Source organism: Archangium gephyra (assembly GCF_042230915.1).
GTDB classification, from domain to species: domain Bacteria; phylum Myxococcota; class Myxococcia; order Myxococcales; family Myxococcaceae; genus Archangium; species Archangium gephyra_B.
This window is the reverse complement of record NZ_CP102578.1, coordinates 4,861,422-4,875,348: the sequence shown is the minus strand read 5'-3', so window position 1 is coordinate 4,875,348 and position 13,927 is coordinate 4,861,422. Positions and strand designations below refer to the sequence as shown.

The 13,927-nt window shown below is 69.2% G+C and carries 14 protein-coding genes; 3 read left to right on the top strand and 11 right to left on the bottom strand.

The annotated features are described in order from the left end of the window. Nucleotides 1-57 precede the first annotated feature (57 nt). The gene (gene lexA, locus NR798_RS19390; protein ID WP_375772971.1) at nucleotides 58-720 is read left to right on the top strand and encodes a transcriptional repressor LexA; all 663 of its coding nucleotides are present in this window, start codon (nucleotides 58-60) and stop codon (nucleotides 718-720) included. 244 nt (nucleotides 721-964) lie between these two features. Here lexA and NR798_RS19385 read toward each other — a convergent pair whose 3' ends face one another. From NR798_RS19385 to NR798_RS19375, 3 genes are all read right to left on the bottom strand, one after another. Further along, nucleotides 965-2,101, bottom strand: coding sequence for a tetratricopeptide repeat protein (locus tag NR798_RS19385; RefSeq protein WP_375772970.1), 1,137 nt, complete (start codon nucleotides 2,099-2,101; stop codon nucleotides 965-967). 16 nt (nucleotides 2,102-2,117) lie between these two features. Further along, nucleotides 2,118-3,182, bottom strand: coding sequence for a hypothetical protein (locus NR798_RS19380; RefSeq protein ID WP_375772969.1), 1,065 nt, complete (start codon nucleotides 3,180-3,182; stop codon nucleotides 2,118-2,120). Nucleotides 3,183-3,299: 117 nt separating this feature from the next. Next, the gene (locus NR798_RS19375) at nucleotides 3,300-4,661 is read right to left on the bottom strand and encodes an MFS transporter (protein WP_375772968.1); all 1,362 of its coding nucleotides are present in this window, start codon (nucleotides 4,659-4,661) and stop codon (nucleotides 3,300-3,302) included. Nucleotides 4,662-4,761: 100 nt separating this feature from the next. Between NR798_RS19375 and NR798_RS19370 the strand changes: the two genes are divergently transcribed. Next, nucleotides 4,762-5,727: a hypothetical protein gene (locus NR798_RS19370; protein WP_375772967.1), complete on the top strand. Its 966-nt coding sequence runs from the start codon at nucleotides 4,762-4,764 to the stop codon at nucleotides 5,725-5,727. On the opposite strand, the gene NR798_RS19365 is transcribed toward NR798_RS19370, so the two are convergent. Genes NR798_RS19365 through eno form a run of 4 tightly spaced genes read right to left on the bottom strand, consistent with a single transcriptional unit; the run spans nucleotide 5,724 to nucleotide 10,186 of the window. Then, entirely contained in the window at nucleotides 5,724-7,154 is a 1,431-nt protein-coding gene (locus NR798_RS19365; RefSeq protein ID WP_375772966.1) for a glycoside hydrolase family 1 protein, read from the bottom strand. The two genes, NR798_RS19370 and NR798_RS19365, sit on opposite strands and share 4 nt — an antisense overlap. Nucleotides 7,155-7,202: 48 nt before the next feature. Further along, the gene (locus tag NR798_RS19360; RefSeq protein WP_375772965.1) at nucleotides 7,203-8,042 is read right to left on the bottom strand and encodes a peptidoglycan DD-metalloendopeptidase family protein; all 840 of its coding nucleotides are present in this window, start codon (nucleotides 8,040-8,042) and stop codon (nucleotides 7,203-7,205) included. Between the two features lie 44 nt (nucleotides 8,043-8,086). Beyond that, nucleotides 8,087-8,881 carry a 5'/3'-nucleotidase SurE gene (gene surE / locus NR798_RS19355; protein WP_375772964.1) on the bottom strand — a complete coding sequence of 265 codons (795 nt, stop codon included), beginning with the start codon at nucleotides 8,879-8,881 and terminating at the stop codon, nucleotides 8,087-8,089. Nucleotides 8,882-8,896: 15 nt separating this feature from the next. Continuing rightward, nucleotides 8,897-10,186, bottom strand: coding sequence for a phosphopyruvate hydratase (gene eno / locus NR798_RS19350; RefSeq protein ID WP_375772963.1), 1,290 nt, complete (start codon nucleotides 10,184-10,186; stop codon nucleotides 8,897-8,899). Between the two features lie 46 nt (nucleotides 10,187-10,232). On the opposite strand from eno, the gene NR798_RS19345 reads away from it, so the two are divergent. After that, complete coding sequence (locus NR798_RS19345) at nucleotides 10,233-11,351, top strand: ADP-ribosylglycohydrolase family protein (RefSeq protein ID WP_375772962.1); 1,119 nt, start codon at nucleotides 10,233-10,235, stop codon at nucleotides 11,349-11,351. Nucleotides 11,352-11,447: 96 nt separating this feature from the next. Here NR798_RS19345 and NR798_RS19340 read toward each other — a convergent pair whose 3' ends face one another. From NR798_RS19340 to NR798_RS19325, 4 genes are all read right to left on the bottom strand, one after another. Next, the gene (locus tag NR798_RS19340) at nucleotides 11,448-11,627 is read right to left on the bottom strand and encodes a hypothetical protein (RefSeq protein ID WP_375772961.1); all 180 of its coding nucleotides are present in this window, start codon (nucleotides 11,625-11,627) and stop codon (nucleotides 11,448-11,450) included. A 394-nt stretch (nucleotides 11,628-12,021) separates the two neighbouring features. After that, nucleotides 12,022-12,450: a type II toxin-antitoxin system RatA family toxin gene (locus NR798_RS19335; RefSeq protein ID WP_375772960.1), complete on the bottom strand. Its 429-nt coding sequence runs from the start codon at nucleotides 12,448-12,450 to the stop codon at nucleotides 12,022-12,024. 27 nt (nucleotides 12,451-12,477) lie between these two features. Beyond that, nucleotides 12,478-13,443: a class II fructose-bisphosphatase gene (gene glpX, locus NR798_RS19330; protein WP_375772959.1), complete on the bottom strand. Its 966-nt coding sequence runs from the start codon at nucleotides 13,441-13,443 to the stop codon at nucleotides 12,478-12,480. 40 nt (nucleotides 13,444-13,483) lie between these two features. Beyond that, on the bottom strand, nucleotides 13,484-13,885 hold the full coding sequence (locus NR798_RS19325; RefSeq protein WP_375772958.1) for an acyl-CoA thioesterase: 402 nt from the start codon (nucleotides 13,883-13,885) through the stop codon (nucleotides 13,484-13,486). Nucleotides 13,886-13,927 lie beyond the last annotated feature (42 nt).

Genomic DNA, 13,927 nt, shown 5'->3' with positions numbered 1-13,927 from the left:
GAGGGTACTGAAAGTTTGTTGCGCGGGTGGGTTGCCCACCAGACGAGGGAGCGAGGCATGGAAGAGCTGACTGAACGCCAGCGGGAAATCCTGGCCTTCATCGTCAAGGAGACGGAGTCGCGGGGCTTCCCGCCGACCATCCGGGAGATTGGCGAGGAGATGGACATCCGCTCGACCAACGGGGTGAACGATCACCTCAAGGCACTCGAGCGCAAGGGCTACCTCAACCGGGGCGAGCAGCAGAGCCGCTCCCTGGTGCCCACCAAGCGGGCGCGGCTGCTGCTCGGCCTGGGCGTGAAGAAGGAGTCGGGGCTGATCGAGATCCCCCTGCTGGGCAAGGTGGCGGCGGGTGCCCCCCTGCTGGCCCAGGAGAACGTGGAGGACTCGGTCCGGATCGACAGCTTCCTGCTGGGCGGTCAGGGACGCGAGGTGTTCGCACTCCGCGTGAAGGGCAACTCGATGATCGACGACGGCATCTTCGACGGGGACTACCTCTTCGTCCGCAAGACGCCGCAGGCCCAGGCCGGGGACATCGTGGTGGCGCTCATCGAGGACGAGGCCACGGTGAAGCGCTACTACCCGGAGGGCGATCGCATCCGCTTCCAGCCGGCCAACGCCACCATGCAGCCCATCTACGTGAGCAAGGCGGACTTCCGCTCGACGATGATCCTGGGCCAGGTGGTCGGCGTGTACCGCAAGCTCCCGGGCGGCAAGAACTAGCCCACCCCATTCCACTTCTCACCGGTGAGAAGTGGATTGCTCCAGGCCCCTTTCACTTGTCGCCGGCGACAAGTGGATGGGGCCTGTTGCGTTTCACTTGTCGTCGGCGACAAGTGGAATGCACCCACCCCGTTTCACTTCTCGCCGGCGAGAAGTGGAATGCACCCACCCCGTTTCACTTCTCGCCGACGAGAAGTGGAATGCGCCGGGCGGCTGCGCCGCACTTTTCCGCTCCGGGCGTTGCTCAGGGGCACTTCTTGAGCTTCACCCCACTGCTGGCGATCCGTTCACACACCGTGCGGACGGTGGCCTCGTCCTTCAGCTCCTGGGCGAGGGCCGCGGTGCGCAGCTGTAGGTCCAGCTCCTTGGCGTGGTCCGGCTCGGCGCTCAGGCTGGTGAGGATGCGCAAGGCGTCCGGCTTGCGACCGAACGTGGAGAGCAGCTCCGCCAGCTCGGTGAGCTCGCGGATGTCCGAGCCGGAGACGGTCTCGAGGGCGCGCTGCAGTTCCTGCTCGGCGGCCGGGCGCTCGTTGCGGCCCAGGTGGAGGCGCGCCATGGCCACGTGGATGACGGCGCGCTCCTGCACGCGCAGGGACTCGCGGTAGGCCGCGAGCGCCTCCTCCGGCTTCTCCAGCTTCGTGTAGATCTCCCCGACGAGCTCCCACAACGTGGGGTCCTTGGGAGAGGCGCTGGCGGCATCGCGGTAGGACGCCGCGGCGGGGAGGAGCTGGCCGGCCCGCACCTGCTCGTCGCCGAGCGCGGTGAGCAGCTCGGGAGTCCGCACCCCCTTCCCCGTCCACTCACCCAGGAGCAGGAGGGCCTCGGCATGGCGCCCGTCCTCGGTGAGCACGTCCACGGCGCGCAGCACGAGGGGCGTCTTGCTGGCATCCGGGCAGGCCTCGGCGGCGAGGGCGAAGTGCTTCACGGCGGCGTCCTTCTCGCCGCGCTTGGCGTGGATCTCCGCCAGTTGCTCCAGGGCGTTGAAGTCCTTGGGGTGCAGAGCGAGCGCCTTGCGCAAGGCGTTCTGGGCCTCCTCGGTCCGGCCGAGCTGGGCATGGATGAAGCCGAGCCGGCTCCAATTGGTGGAGCGCTTGGAGTCCCGCTTGAGGGCGAGCTCGAACTGGGCGGAGGCCTCGTTGAGGCGGCCCATGGACAGGTAGACCTCGCCGATGGCCGCGGGCAGGCGGGGATCGTCCGGGGACAGCTCCTTCATGGTGTTGAAGGAGGCCAGGGCGTCCTCGAACTTGCCCTGGAGGTACTCGGTGGTGCCCTTCACGTAGTAGCCCTCGGCCTGATCCTTGGGAGGGGGCTGCGAGGGACGGTCCTCGCAACCAGCGGCGAGGAGGGCAAGCAGGGACAGGACACGCCAGCGCGGGTGCATGGGGGGAGCTCCGGGCTCAGAAGTGCCAGCCGATGCCGGCGTTGAGTTCGAGGTTGAGGCCACTGCCCAGTCCCCCATCGGAGAGGCCGAGCGTGGCCTGGGCGAGGTTGGTGGAGGCCTCGAGCTGAATGCCGAGGTGGCCGGCGATGAGGTACTCGCAACCGAAGAAGCCGATGACGGTGGGGAGCGGGCCGGTCTGCCGGAAGATGCCGAACTCGCCGAAGGACAGCTGCACGCCGAGGCCCAGCCCCCAGTACGGGCGGAAGGTGCGCTCGACGTTGTGGTAGTGGCGCAGGCCGAGCACGCTGGGCAGGACGTTGAGGCCGCCCTTGCGTCCCGCCTCCTGCGCCGTCACGTAGGAGAGGCCCACCTGCCCGAAAACGACCCATTCGGGATGGAACTGGAAGCCGATCTCCACGTCGCCACCGGGGTTGAACGTGGAGAGGTTGGAGATGAGGCTGTTGTTGAATCGCACGCCGAAGAGGAACGAGCCCGTTCCGGGGACCTTCGTGACGGTAGGCGCCTTGACGATCGCGCGCTCGGTAGGCTCCGGGATGAGGGTGGCGAGCAGCTGATCCGCGACCGACACGGCGGCGCGAGGCAGGGCCTCCCGTGCGGCCACCTCGAGGCGAGGCCGGCCCAGGGCGCGCCCGCTCTCCGAGTCCACGACGCTGGTGGTGAGGACATAGCGGGAGCCGAAGCCATCGAGCCGGCCGGTGATGAGGTAGCGCGCCTTGCTGGAGCCGGGCGTACCGGGAGCGGCCTCGGGGCACGGGCCCGCCGCGCAGACGCCCGCGCTGCGGACGGCTTCCTGATCCGATGCGGTGGACACGGCGAGGCGGGAAGACTCAGCGAGCCGGCTCACGAGGAGCGCCGACACGCCAGCGGCCTGCTCCCGGGCCTCCGCGTTGCTCTCCAGGGGGAGGAGGATGACGGTGAGGACGGGAGCGGGCTCCACCTCCACCGCTGCGGGAGGGGACTCCGCGGCGGGCGTCACGGCCTCCGGTGGCGGGGAGGACGGCTGGCCCCAGGCGGCCGGGGCGAGCAGGAGGACGAGCAGGAGTGGCGGCAGGCGACTCACGGGGGCGTCACTCTAGTACCAGACGGCGCCCCCAGGGCGGCGAGAAGCGGGCCTGACAGGGGCCCCCCTGCCCGCCCGGGTTGCCTTCAGGCCGTCCGGGGCCTCGGACGGGAGGGCTCAGTTCGCCTTCTTCACCCGGGACACGAACACGGTGCCCAGCGAGAAGTAGACGATGGCCAGGGAGAAGATGACGGTATAGCCCAGCGTGGGCCGGCCGCCCTGCTTCCCGAAGGCATTGAAGGTGTCCAGCAGCCACCCGGCGATGGGCGTAGCCAGGAACTGCGGCACGGTGAGGGCCATGTGCCAGATGCCCATGTCCTTCGCGGCGTCGTCCATGTCCGGCAGCACGTCCGTGGCCAGCGCCCAGTTCACGCTCTCGTAGGCACCGTAGCCGACGCCGAACAGCGCGCCGATGAAGAGCGCCGCCAGGTAGTTGCCGGTGACGATGAAGCCCGCGGCCACCACCGCCTGGATGGCTCCGGCGACGTAGACCACGCGCTTGCGCCCGTACCGGTCCGAGAGCTTTCCGGCGATCAACGTGCTGGGCAGGGCCAGCAACAGCAGCAGGCCCAACACGCCCAGCACGGCCAGCTCCGGCGTCGTGGCCAGGGGCCGGCCGAACACCGAGAAGTCCTTCACCACGTCCCGCAGATAGAACATGAGGAAGCTCTGGACGCTGAACACGCCCATCGACATCAGCATCCGGGTGAGGAACACCCAGCGGAAGTCCCGCGAGCGGAACGGCGCCACGAAGCCCTTGAGGAACGAGCCCCAGTGGACGGGCTTGGGCGCGGTGGTGAGCGGCTGCTCGCGCGTGCCCAGCACGGTGATGAGCACGCCCACCACCAGGATGAAACCGATGAGCAGGTAGACGCGGTAGACCTGCCCCTGGAACTCGCCCAGGGAGGCCTGCTGGCTCACCATGGAGCTCGCGAGGCCCATGCCCACGCCATTGCCCAGGAGCGTCATCAGCCCGTACCACCCGGCCACGGAGCCCCGCTGCTCCGGGGGCACCACGTCCGGCATGAGGGCCGTGTAGGGAGCCGTGGCGACGTTGTTGGCGAAGTTGGCCATGAGGTAGGCCCCCACGTACAACCAATACGCCCCCGTGAAGCCCCACAGGCTGTCCGTCTTCAGGAAGGGAAAGGTGGCCATGCCCACCAGCGCCACCAGGTTGAGCGCCGTGCCCACCAGCATGAAGGGCCGCCGCCGTCCCATGCGCAGCCGCACCCGGTCGCTCCAGGTGCCCAGCAGGGGCGGCACGAGGATGCCGGTGATGGAGCCAATGGCGATCACCGTCCCCACTCCGGCGCCCTTCGACTCGTCCCCCACCATGACGAGCACCTGGGACTGCACCAGGATGGTGAGGATGGCGCCCCAGTGCACGTTGCTCGAGAACCAGAAGAACGTCAGATAAAGCTGCTCGAGCGTACCCAGCCGTCTGGACTCGTTGGGTAGCACCGCGGCCGTGGCTTCCAAGGTCGCCTCATTCCTGATGTAGCATGGGGGCCCATTCCGGCCCCGGCGCGTTTCAGTCCACACGATGCCCCGGAGCCCCCCACGAAGGAAAGAGGGCCCCATGCCTTCCTCCGCCTGTGCCCGTAGCCTGCTGTGCGGCCTGCTACTCCTGGGTTCCAACGCGCTGGCGGAGGGTCCCACCGGGGACACGCCCGAGGTTCCGCGCCCCACGCCTCCGTTGACCGGCATGCCCGCGCGGCGGCTCAACCTCGATCACTTCGTTGGCGGCGGCGTCAATCCGACGGTGGCCGAGTACAAGTTGCGCATCAGTCACACGCAGCGTCTGGGTCAGAGCGAGGACATCCTCTGGCGTGACACCTTCCTGGGCCTGGGCGGCCAGGTGCGCCTCAACCCCTGCTACACGGCGGTGGGGCCGATGGTGCAGTGGCAGCCCATCGCCGTCTTCAACCTCAAGGCCCTGGTGGATGCCTACGGTTTCTTCGGCACCGCCGGCATGCTCCAGTCCTTCCGCTCCCCGCTGGACGAGTTCTCCGACGCCGTGCAGCGCGCGAACACCGAGTCCCAACAGACCTACGGCACCACCGGCTGGCACGCCATGCTGCAGCCGACCTTGCAGGCCCAGATCGGGCCCATCGCCCTGCAGAACGTCGTCACGCTCGACTACTTCAACATGCGCCTGCGGGGCGGGGACACGCTCTGGTACGACGCCGGCCCGGACACCCTGCTCCCCGGCCGCGGTTGGATGCTCACGGAGGAGGTCAACCTCGTCTACTTCGCCGGCCCGCTGACGTTGGGCGCCACCTTCCGCTACCTCCTGCCCTTCTATGACGAGGAGAACTTCCGGCCTGGCGAGGACGTGAAGGCCGCGAACAACGCCAACATGCGCCTGGGCGCGCTCGTGGCCTACACCTTCCACGACGGCGGCTACTCGTCCTTCAACCACCCCACCGCCTTCGTCACGGCGGCATGGCACGTGAGCCACCGCTACCGCGCCGGCCAGGAGACGTCCCAGGCCATTCCCTTCGTGGGCCTGGGCTTCGCCTTCCAGCAGGACTTCGTCTTCTAGGCCGCGTCCGTGCGCGCCTGCGGGCTCAACCCCAGGCCGCGCGCCAGTTCCTGGAAGGTGGCCACCGCTGGCGTCGGCACCCGCTGCTTGTCCGGGCTGTTGTAGTCCACCCGGAACAGGCCGAAGCGCGGCTCGTAGCCCTCGGCCCATTCGAAGTTGTCCAGGAGGGACCAGTGGAAGTAGCCGCGCACGTCCACGCCCTCGTGGGCCGCGCGCACCAGTGCCTCGAAGTGCTCGCGTAGGAAGCCGGACCGGCGCTCCCCCTTCCCGTCCGCCATGCCGTTCTCGGTGATGTAGATGGGAAGGCCCGCCCGCCCGTAACGCTTGAGCGCCTGGTAGAGGCCCTCGGGGTAGATGTCCCAGCCCAGGTCGTTCACCGGCCGCCCCTCGGCCACGTACTGGCGTGAGAGCGTGGGGCTGCGGAAGTCCGCGCGCACCATGTCCCGCGAGTAGTAGTTGAGCCCCAGGAAGTCGTACGAGCCCTTCAAGTCCGGCACCGTCTCGTCGATGTCCGCCATGCCCGGCACGGAGATCTGGATGCGGCCCGTGCGGTGCACGTCCACCAGCAGTTGGTTGAAGAGGCGATCCGTGATGCCCGCCATCATCCGGTCCATCGGCGAGCGCGTGGCCGGCTGGAAGATGCGCACGTGGTGCGCGATGCCCACCCGCGTGGCGTGGCCGTCCCCGTCCGCGTCCACCGTGTCGTTCTCGCGCAGCTCCCGCGCCATGCGGGCATGGGCGCGAATCTGCCGCGCCAGCACCTGCAGCCCCAGCTTCCCGTCCTTCAGCCCCGGCGGCCAGGTGCCCTGCATGTAGCCGAACGTCATCAGCACGTTGGGCTCGTTGAGGGTGCACCACAGGTCCACCTCGGAGCCCAGCTTGCGGGCCACCCGCCGGGTGAAGGCGGCGATCCGCTCCACCGTCTTCTCATTGGCCCACCCGCCCTCGGCGGCCACCCAGCGCGGCAGGGTGAAGTGGCTGAGCGTCACCATGGGCTGGATGCCCTGGGCGCGCAGCATCCGCATCCACTCGAGGTACCGGTCCGCCGCCGCCTCGTTCCACACGCCCTCCTGGGGCTCGAGCCGGCTCCACTCCACCGACAGCCGGTAGGCATTGGCCCCCAGCTCGCGCAGCAGCGTCACGTCGCTGGCGAAGCGGTTCCACGAGTCGCACGCCGCCCCGGACACGTCCCGGTGCTTGATGTGCGGGGTGCCGTCCGGGAACGAGCCCTTCTCCCACTCGGCCCAGTCGTTGTCGTTGCCGCCCTCCACCTGGTGGCTGGCGGTGGCGGCGCCCAGCAGGAAGCCGGACGGTAGCACCTGCCGCGCCGGAGGCAGGGCCGCCAGACTGGAGCGCTCAGGGGCCGGCGGATGGGGCTCCGAGACCAGGGACTCGAGGGCGATCTTCGCGGCGTGGATCAGACTCATGGGGGATCCCCTACCACGGGTGTCCACCCGGACGGCAACCGGGCCCGCTCAGGACGACGGCAGCGGACCCAGATAGTCGAGCGGATCCACCGGCTTGCCACCAACCCGCACCTCCAGGTGGAGCTGGGGGCCGCTCGTCTTGCCGGACTCGCCCACGGTGGCGATGACCTGGCCGCGCCGCACCTTCTGGCCGGTGCGCACGCGCAGGTCGCGGTTGTGCGCGTAGAGCGTGATGAGGTGCTCGGAGTGCTGGATGATGACGATGAGCCCGTAGCCGCGCTGCTCGCCCGCGTACAGCACCGAGCCTTCCTGGGCGGTCTTCACCGGCGTGCCCGCGGGCGCCGCGAGGTCGATGCCATCATGCGGCTCGCGGCCCTTCTTCCCGAAGCGGGCGTACAGCACGCCCCGCAGGGGCCAATCCAGCATCCCCTTCGTCTCCGGCACGGGGCGGGACGGCGCCGGGGGGGCCTGGCGGGACGGCGCCGTGACGACGACGGGGGGCCTCGCCGGGGCCGGACTCCCGGACGCGGGAGGCTTCGGGCCCTGTACCGCTTGTCCCCTGTCCTTGTCGGGCGCCACCCTCTTCTCGAAGCCGGGGATGATCAACTCCTGGCCTACGACGAGGGAGCGCGGATCGGAGATGCCGTTGGCCTCGGACAGCTCCTCCACGGTGATGCCGTAGGTGCGGGAGATCCGGTACATCGTCTCGCCGGGAGCCACCGTATGCCGGACGGAGACGAGCTCCGGCTCCGGGTGCGGCTCGCGCAGCTCTCCGAGCGCCATGGGAGGCGGCTCGGAGGGAGCGGGCTCGGCGGCGGGAGCGGGGGTGGGACGGGTGGAGCCCGGCGCCACCGCGCAACCGGTGGTGGCGAGGAGCGCGAGCAGCATGAAGCACGCTGCCCGCGCCGGGCTGGCTCCCGCCACCGCCAACCTCAGTCGCCTCCCCTGCCCACGTCGCGACGTGGGAAGCCCTCGAGGTTCCAACCCGCCAGGACCGCCAGGGCCGGGGTGTCGGTGAGCTCGAAGTTGAGCGGCGTCACCGAGATGCGGCGCTCCAGGAAGACGGCGTTGCAGTCGCTGCCGGGGATGTCCTCGTGCTCGTAGGAGCTGCCGCCGATCCAGTAGTACTTGCGGCCGCGAGGGTCCTCCTTCTCCACCACGTCGTAGCCGTACGAGTGGCGGCCCAGCCGGGTGATGGCGTAGCCGGTCGGCTCGCCCCGGGGGATGTTGACGCTGAGCAGCATCCGGGCCGGGAGCTGGGGCTGGGCGAGCGCCGCCGCCACCAGCGAGCGGGCGAAGCGCGCCCCGTGCTGGAAGTCGAACGGTGCGCGCGACGCCAGGCTGAAGGCGATCGAGGGAATCCCCAGCAGCGCCGCCTCCCGGGCAGCCGCCACCGTTCCCGAGTAGTTGACGTCGTCGGCCAGGTTGGCCCCGTGGTTGATGCCAGACACCATGATCCGCGGGCGATCATCCTTCATGAGGTGATGGATCGCCAGATAAGCGCTGTCCGCCGGGGTCCCGTCCACGGCGTACCACCGCTCCCGGATCTCGGTGATGCGCAGGGGGCGGTTGAGGGAGATGGCGTGGGAAGCCGCGCTCTGCTCGCGGTCCGGCGCCACCACCCAGACCTCCCCCAGCGGGCTCACCGCGTCCACCAGGGCGCGCAGGCCCTCGGAGAAGTAGCCGTCGTCGTTGGAGACCAGGATGCGGGGTTTCTTGTCGGCCACGTCTCGCTCTTTTCCTTACTTCAGGCCCTTGATGGCCCGCTTGCCCGCGTAACGCGCGCCGGCGCCCAGCTCCTGCTCGATGCGCAGCAGCTGGTTGTACTTGGCGACGCGATCCGAGCGCGACGCCGAGCCCGTCTTGATCTGCCCGCAGTCGAGCGCCACGGCCAGGTCCGCGATGGTGGTGTCCTCGGTCTCGCCCGAGCGGTGGCTCATCACCGAGGAGTAGCCGGCCTTGTGCGCCATGCGCACCGCGTCGAAGGTCTCCGTGAGGCTGCCGATCTGGTTCACCTTCACCAGGATGGAGTTGGCCACGCCGCCCTGGATGCCGCGGCCCAGGCGCTCCACGTTGGTGACGAAGAGATCATCGCCCACCAGCTGGATCTTGTTGCCGAGCGCGTCGGTGAGGCCCTTCCACCCCTCCCAGTCGTCCTCGGCCATGCCGTCCTCGATGGAGACGATGGGGTAGCGCGACACGAGCTGCTGGTAGTAGTCCAGCATGCCCTTGGCATCGAACTCCTTGCCCTCGCCCTTGAGGCGGTACTTCTTGGTGCCCTTGTCGAAGAACTCGCTGGCGGCCACGTCCAGCGCGAGGAACATCTGCTCACCGGCCTTGAAGCCCGCCGCGGAGATGGCCTCCATGATGAGCTTGAGGGCCTCCTCGTTGGCCGGCAGGTCCGGGGCGTAGCCGCCCTCGTCGCCGACGCCGGTGGCCAGCTTGCGGCCCTTGAGGATCTTCTTCAGGGCGTGGAACACCTCGGCGCCCCAGCGCAGGCCCTCGGAGAACGAGGGAGCGCCCGCGGGCACCACCATGAACTCCTGCACGTCCACGCGGGTGTCGGCATGGGCGCCGCCGTTGAGGATGTTCATCAGCGGCACCGGCAGGGTGCGGGCCTGGGCGCCGCCAATGTAGCGGTAGAAGGGCATGCCGAAGGCATCCGCCGCCGCGCGCGCCGTGGCCATGGACACCGCGAGGATGGAGTTGGCGCCCAGCTTGCTCTTGGTGGGCGTGCCATCCATCTCCAGCATCTGCTGGTCCACCGCGTACTGGTCCGCCGCGTCCATGCCCACCAGCTCGGGGGCGATGGTGTCCATGATGTGAGTGACGGCCTTGCGCACGCCCTTGCCCAGGTAGCGGTCCTTCTCCCCATCCCGCAGCTCGAGCGCCTCGTGCTCACCGGTGGACGCACCGGACGGTACCGCCGCACGGCCCTTGGCCCCACCCGCCAGAAAGACCTCGGCCTCCACGGTGGGGTTGCCGCGGGAGTCGAGCACTTCACGCGCCACGATTTGAGCGATCTCGGTCATGGCGCGGGGTTCTAGAGGACGCTTCCAGCCCTCGCAAGCTTGCTCGATGGGAGGACTGCTACACTGTCGACCCCCTGAAAGCCTCGTCCTTCACCGCATGCCGCCCCCACGCCGACCCGTCCACCCTCAACATGACCCGTACCCGAGCCAGCGTGGCCGGGGCACCCTGCTGGGGCTCGCCGTGGGGGATGCACTCGGCACCCCCTTGAAGGCGCGGCTGCTCCCCGCCCCACCCTTTCCGCAGCTGGCGGACGGGCCCCACCGGTGGCTCAAGGGCGGTGGCCCCTTCGAGCTGCGCAAGGGCCAGGTGGGTGAGAGTGGACAGCTGGCGAGCTGCCTGGGCGTCGGCCTGCGCGAGCTGGGGACGTACGACGCGGATCAGCAGCTGCGCCGCTACCTCGCCTGGCAGGGGCACGCTCCGGGCATGAGCGAGTACATGACCGAGGTGCTGACGGAGGTGGCCGAGTCCGGCCTGCCCAAGGCGACGGCCGGGCGGCGCTTCTGGCTGAAGGGCATGCGGCGCGTGGCGCACAACGGCAGCCTGGCGCGCACCGCCCCGCTCGGCGTCTTCTTCCACGAGGACACCCAGGCCCGCGTCCAGGCCTCGCTCGCGGACTCGGCGCTCACGCACTTCGACCCGCGCTGCCAGCTGGCGTGTGCCGCCTTCAACGGCTCCATCGCGCACGCCCTCACCGCGGGCGAGCGGTTGAAGAAGGAGGATCTCCTCACCGCCGCGATGAGCGGCCTGACGGTGGGCAGCGCGATCCTCGGCCGCTCGGCCGCCGACTACGTCCAGGAAGTCACCGCCGCCACCGAGGCCCTCAAGGAGGACCTGGCCGCGGCCCAGAAGGACGACCCGATGCTCTACTGGCCGGACCTGCACATGCACCGCAAGCAGGACCATGTGCGGGTGGCCTTCCGGCTGGCCTACTGGGAAGTGCTGCACGCCCCCAGCTTCGAGGCCGGGCTGGTGGACGTCATCAACCGGGGAGGAGACGCGGACGTGAACGGGGCCGTCGCCGGAGCGCTGCTGGGCGCATTGCACGGCGAGGAGGCCATCCCGTCTGAATGGCGGCAGGGCGTGCTGGAGTCGATGGGCCCCGGCTCGGGGCCGCTCGGGACGCTCTACCACCCCCGCCAGCTGCTGCCGCTGGCGCCGGAGTGAGGCATCCACCGGGACTGCAAAGCAGGAGGCCCGCGCGGGCCGTCCCTGTGACAGGACGTCCGCCGCGGGCCTCGGAAACGCACGAGTGGGGCCGGTTCAGCCGAGCAGATCGATGACGATGACGCCGCGCTGCGGCTTCTCGTCGTCGTCGGCGTCGGACCGGCGCCGGGGGCGATCCTCGGGGACCGGAAGCGGGATCTCCAGCGCGGGACGATCGCGCTCTTCCCGGTTCCGTTCCCGGCGCTTGATTTCCTCGATGATGAAGGCGTCGAGCATGGGTTCGGTTTCTCCACTCAGCCTACGTACCCTGGTGTACGCCCGCCATCCCGCTCCTGGTTTCCTACCACCCTATCGGCTTCTGAGTGCTTCAGATGCAAAGTAAGGGCCCTGGTTCCAACCTGAATACGCGCCAGCAACCTCGCATGCTTGCCCGTCTACCACCCGGCACCTGGAATTGGCGGAAATGTCCAGGAGACGAAGCGGCCTCGAACCACCGGACGCCGAGAACGTTGACTGGATTGTAATCGAGCCAGCGATCCCCGCAAGCGGTCCAACTCGTTAGAGTCCCCAGCACATCCGGAGTGACCGCTCTTCCAGGATTCGGCCCGGCCACCCGCCTGCCCTCCGGCGGACCGGAGGGCATTTGCCGCACGGCGTCGAAGCCGGGGGGCTAGGCGCCCTCGGCCCGGCGCTTGAGGGCGTCCAGCATCTTGGGCAGCGACTGGTCCACCAGGGCATTGAGGATGGACTTGGGCACCAGCGGGCCCACGGTCACGTCCACGCTGTAGGTGACCTTGGTGCGGCCCTCGCCCTCGGGCTCCAGCACCCAGCTGCCCTTGTTGTCCTTCATCACCTCGCCCTCCACGAAGGACCAGGACATCCGCTTGGGCCGCTCCTCGCGGGCGAGGATGGTGTAGCGGATCGTCTTGATCTTGAAGTCCACCTCGTAGTGGACCTTCACCTCGCTGCCGGTGCGCCCCGAGGTGGAGATCTTCTTCACCTCGGTGAGCCACTCGGGGTAGCGGTCGTAGTTGATGACGATGTCGTAGACCTTCTCGGGCGGGGCGTTGACGACGATGCTCCGTGAGGCGCCAGGCATGGTGCGGGTCTCCTCGGTGGGGGTTGGCTAGAAGTTGTAACCCGGCTTGGTGTCGAAGCGGTGGCGGGACTGGATGAAGCGCACCGTGCCGGTCTTGCTGCGCATGACCACCGAGTGCGTCTCGCACCCGCTGCCGAAGAAGCGCACGCCGCGCAGGAAGTCACCGGTGGTGACGCCGGAGGCGGCGAACATGACCTCGCCGCCGGCCAGCTCCTCGGCCGTGTAGATCTTCGAGATGTCGGTGATGCCCATGCGCTTGGCGCGGGCGATCTCATCGTTGTTGCGCGGCACCAGGCGGCCCTGCATGTCACCGCCCGTGGAGCGGATGGCCGCGGCGGTGATGACGCCCTCGGGGGCGCCGCCAATGCCCATCAGCACGTCCACGCCGGTGTCCTCGAAGCAGGTGGCGATGCCGCCGGCCACGTCCCCATCATCGATGAGGCGGATGCGCGCGCCCGCGGCCCGCACCTCCTTGATGAGGTCCGCGTGCCGCTCGCGATCGAGGATGACCACGGTGAGGTCCGCCACGTAGACCTTCATCTTCTCCGCGATGGCGCGGAGGTTCTCCGAGGGGCTGCGGCGCAGGTCGATGGCGCCCCGGGCGCGGGGGCCCACGGCGATCTTCTCCATGTAGGTGTCCGGCGCGTTGAGCAGCTTGCCCTTGCCGGCCATGGCCACCACGGAGATGCTGCCCGGACGGCCGTAGGCGCACAGGTTGGTGCCCTCGAGCGGATCCAGCGCGATGTCCACCTCCGGGTCCTCCGGATTGCGCCGGCCCACCTTCTCGCCGATGTAGAGCATGGGGGCCTCATCGCGCTCGCCCTCGCCGATGACCACCGTGCCCTGAATCTGCAGCGCGTCAAAGGCCCGGCGCATGGCGTCCACGGCGGCCTGATCCGACTCGTTCTTGTGGCCGCGGCCCATGAGCCGGGCGGAGGCGATGGCCGCCATCTCGGTGACGCGCACGGCCTCCATTGCCAGGTTGCGATCCATGTTGGGTGTCTCCTTGGAAACGACGTGAAGAGATGGGAACTCAGGGCGCTTCGTGCAACAGGCGCACGAGCGCTTCCGGCAGACGGGTGGGCTTGCCTTCGCGGCTCACGCAGGCGTGCACGGTGCGGCCGGTGCACAGGGGGGTGTCCGGGCCCCCCTCTCGGAAGATGTCGTAGGTGAAGGTCAGCGACACGCGCTTTACCTCGCTCACGCGGGGGCGCACGAGCAGCATGTCCTCGTAGCGAGCGGGCGACTTATAGGAGGCAGTGGCCTCCACCACGGGCAGCGCCAGCCCCTCGCGCTCCAGGTCGCGGTAGCTGGCTCCGCGGGCGTGGAGGTACTCGATGCGGGAGAGCTCGAAGTAGCGGAAATAATTGGCGTGATACACGACCCCCATCTGGTCCGTGTCGCCGTAAATCACTCGAATTCGTGCCTCGACCATGGGTCGCGGCGACCGTAACAGGGGAGTGTCCGCCCGGAAAGC

Excerpts from the sequence above, each read along its gene's own strand:
- lexA (WP_375772971.1), top strand. The coding sequence starts at position 58 with ATGGAAGAGCTGACTGAACGCCAGCGGGAAATCCTGGCCTTCATCGTC.
- NR798_RS19385 (WP_375772970.1), bottom strand. The coding sequence starts at position 2,101 with ATGCACCCGCGCTGGCGTGTCCTGTCCCTGCTTGCCCTCCTCGCCGCT.
- NR798_RS19370 (WP_375772967.1), top strand. The coding sequence starts at position 4,762 with ATGCCTTCCTCCGCCTGTGCCCGTAGCCTGCTGTGCGGCCTGCTACTC.
- NR798_RS19365 (WP_375772966.1), bottom strand. The coding sequence starts at position 7,154 with ATGAGTCTGATCCACGCCGCGAAGATCGCCCTCGAGTCCCTGGTCTCG.
- NR798_RS19360 (WP_375772965.1), bottom strand. The coding sequence starts at position 8,042 with ATGCTGCTCGCGCTCCTCGCCACCACCGGTTGCGCGGTGGCGCCGGGC.
- eno (WP_375772963.1), bottom strand. The coding sequence starts at position 10,186 with ATGACCGAGATCGCTCAAATCGTGGCGCGTGAAGTGCTCGACTCCCGC.
- NR798_RS19345 (WP_375772962.1), top strand. The coding sequence starts at position 10,233 with ATGGGAGGACTGCTACACTGTCGACCCCCTGAAAGCCTCGTCCTTCAC.
- NR798_RS19340 (WP_375772961.1), bottom strand. The coding sequence starts at position 11,627 with ATGCTCGACGCCTTCATCATCGAGGAAATCAAGCGCCGGGAACGGAAC.
- NR798_RS19335 (WP_375772960.1), bottom strand. The coding sequence starts at position 12,450 with ATGCCTGGCGCCTCACGGAGCATCGTCGTCAACGCCCCGCCCGAGAAG.
- glpX (WP_375772959.1), bottom strand. The coding sequence starts at position 13,443 with ATGGATCGCAACCTGGCAATGGAGGCCGTGCGCGTCACCGAGATGGCG.
- NR798_RS19325 (WP_375772958.1), bottom strand. The coding sequence starts at position 13,885 with ATGGTCGAGGCACGAATTCGAGTGATTTACGGCGACACGGACCAGATG.